Source organism: Soehngenia saccharolytica DSM 12858, assembly GCF_059568515.1.
On record NZ_JCANTN010000064.1, the window covers coordinates 1 to 2,160 of the forward strand.

A 2,160-nucleotide genomic window follows, 5' to 3' on the forward strand; every position below is an offset into this window, starting at 1 on the left:
TGTAAATGTCAATCCCAAAATGCATGTTTTTTAGAATCTCAAAATGTATGATTGTTAGAATTAATTATTGGTACTTTTTTTAGTTTCTACCAGGTCAATTTTATCCTTCAGCCTATAAGATGGACCTGTAATCTTAATAATACTTGAATGATGAATTAGCCTATCTAAGATAGCATTTGCCAGTGTTATGTCTGAAAATACTTCTCCCCATTTACTAAATGGTTGATTAGTAGTAATTATTGTAGAATTTTTTTCATACCTTTTGTTAATTAATTGAAATAATAAATTAGCTCCCTGCTTGTCAATTGGTAAATAGCCTATTTCATCTATAATAAGTAGCTTATACTTAGCAAAATGCTTTAATTTAGCTTCCAATCTGTTTTCTGCATGGGCTTTGTTTAATTGCATTATTAAATCATGACATGATATAAAATATGTTAAATTTCTTTTCTTAGCTGCAGCAATTCCTATTGCCACAGCTAAATGAGTTTTTCCAACACCTGACGAGCCAAAGAATAATATATTTTCTTTGTTATCCAAAAATCTTAAACTTTGAAAATCTAGTAATTGAACTTTATTTATTGATGGTTGAAAATCAAAATCAAAGTCCTCTAAGGTTTTCTCAAAGGGAAAAGCTGATACTGATATTTGTATTTTTGAGGCTCTTTCATTTCTAAAATCTAGTTCTTTTTTAGTTAACTCTAATAGCGCATCTGTAAATGGAATTTCTCTTTTAGTTATCTCTTCTAAATAGTTAGGTAAGAAGCTTCTGAATTTCTCTAATTTAAGTGCTTCTAAATTGTTAAGTAGATTAGTATAATTACTCATTTAGTCATTCCTCCAAAAAAATATCCATGTTTTTCAAATTCTGTTCGATGAATTCTTCTAGATCATCATTTGAATAATGCCTTAATGCATCTGATTTAAGTATTTCCTTTGCATGGTCCATTTTGTAATGAAGAATTTTTTCGGATATTTTATGACAAGCGATCAAATCTTTTGTATAATAGATACATAGTTCAGAATCATTTTCTGATACTGTTACGTATTTACCTATATAGTTTGTAGGTACTGAGTATTTTTTCCCTTTATATCTAATCATAGATTCTCTGGATACCTTATACTCTTTTTCGTGGTGGAAATATGATAGAAGGATATCCATTGATGGTAGGGGATTTAAATACTCTTTTTCTTTTAAGAATCTAATAAATGGTATTTCATATGTAGCTTGTGAAATCTCATTATTAATTTCATAGTTAAAATCTTCTACAATAGTATTAAGCTCCTCAAACGTGTCAAATTCTTCATTATATGGTTTTAATCTTCCCATTAATTTGGCTAATGTTTCAACTTTTCCTTTTGTTTCAGGTCTATATGGTCTACATGTGATAACATCAAATCCAGCGTCTATTGAAAAATATTTAAAATCCTGATTTATTGTTACATTTTTAAAGGTTGTCCTACTTCTGTCTACAACAGTTGACATATTATCGAAGAGTATTTCTTTAGGAACACCTTCAATGTATTTAAAACCTTCTACAAGGCATTTAAAAAGAGTTTTCTGTGTTCTATCAGTAGTTAGTTTTATATATTTTAATCTTGAATAGCCTAAGACCATTAAAAATATATTTATTTCAAATATTTCACCCTGTCGACTTATCATAGTTAAACTTTCTTTCCAATCTACTTGTGCTTGTAGACCTGGGCTTGTATCAAATCTAATAGTTGCCTTTTTAACTTCTTCTTTTTTATGGTTTTTTACAAAGTTATTTACTGTGTGATAACCTCCAGTGTATCCCTTTTTCTTAATAAATTTAAATACTGCTGTTGAATTTGAACCCCAATTATCTACCTTATCAATAATTATTTCTTCAAAATCATCTATTTTACTTTTTATTTCCCTTGGTTTTCTTACATCAGATCCTGCACTATTGATATATCTTTCAACTGTACGAGGATCACAATTAAATCTTCGTGCTAGTTCACTTTTATTCAATAATTTTACATCCTCCTTTATCAACTTAATTTGATTCAATACATCTTTTCGCATAATATCTCTCCTGTCAGTTAAGCTTTTTAGAAATATTATACAAGAAAAAATGTATAAATTTGTGCATTTTGAGATTCTAATTTTTCTACATTATCAGTTTATCATTTACA

2 protein-coding genes are annotated in these 2,160 nt (G+C 28.1%); both read right to left on the minus strand.

Annotated features, from left to right (window positions below; translation table 11 throughout):
• Positions 1–60: 60 nt before the first annotated feature.
• Entirely contained in the window at positions 61–828 is a 768-nt protein-coding gene (istB, locus tag BO51_RS10035) for an IS21-like element helper ATPase IstB (protein WP_496486300.1), read from the minus strand.
• A 4-nt stretch (positions 829–832) separates the two neighbouring features.
• Positions 833–2,050: an IS21 family transposase gene (gene istA / locus BO51_RS10040; RefSeq protein WP_496486301.1), complete on the minus strand. Its 1,218-nt coding sequence runs from the start codon at positions 2,048–2,050 to the stop codon at positions 833–835.
• Positions 2,051–2,160: the final 110 nt, after the last annotated feature.

Coding starts and splice junctions, on each gene's coding strand:
- istB (WP_496486300.1), bottom strand. CDS start 828: ATGAGTAATTATACTAATCTACTTAACAATTTAGAAGCACTTAAATTA.
- istA (WP_496486301.1), bottom strand. CDS start 2,050: ATGCGAAAAGATGTATTGAATCAAATTAAGTTGATAAAGGAGGATGTA.